Raw genomic sequence first — 706 nt, forward strand, 5'->3', positions numbered from 1 at the left:
GTGCATAATAAAAAGCTAACCTGTAATTTCTCTTTTTTAGTTTGGTTAAGGTTTCAATTGCATACTGATTTTCCCTGCCATTCCATTCAATGATGATAAAAAATACAATTAAAGCAATGGTTTGTAATAATTGTAGCCGGCTAATTTCAAAATCGGGCATTGAAAAAAGTGACCGAGAGAATATTTCACCCAAATAGTTTAATGCATGGGTAACGTTATTGGCTCTGAAAAAAACCCAGGCAAAAACAACCATACAAAAAGTTAGCATTATATGTAAAAATTCACTTATTGTTGGCAAACTTTTTCCCTTGGCAACAATTTCGAGGTTATTGCGGTTGGTTTTAAAGATAATTGATGGCATGATGAACAGAGCATTTAAAAGGCCCCAAATTATAAAGGTCCAGTTTGCGCCATGCCAAAAACCACTCACTAAAAAAATTATAAAAGTATTTCGTACTTTAAGCCAGGTTCCTCCTTTACTGCCACCAAGCGGTACGTACAAATAATCGCGGAACCAGGTTGACAATGAGATATGCCACCTTCTCCAAAATTCAGCAACATCTCTTGAAAAATATGGGAAGGCGAAATTTCTTAAAAGTTCGATTCCAAATAGCCGCGCTACACCTAATGCAATATCTGAGTAGCCCGAAAAATCACAATAAATTTGAAAAGTAAAGAATAACGCCCCCAAAACAAGGGTGCTTCC

The 706-nt window shown here is 36.1% G+C and carries 1 protein-coding gene; it reads right to left on the reverse strand.

Annotated elements, in window-relative coordinates; genetic code table 11:
• Positions 1 to 691 (reverse strand): MBOAT family O-acyltransferase (locus AC1DQW_RS27860; RefSeq protein ID WP_477457051.1); only part of this gene is annotated, 691 nt, incomplete at its 3' end.
• Positions 692 to 706 lie beyond the last annotated feature (15 nt).

The sequence above is a fragment of the Mucilaginibacter sp. P5_A4 genome (genome assembly GCF_056400605.1).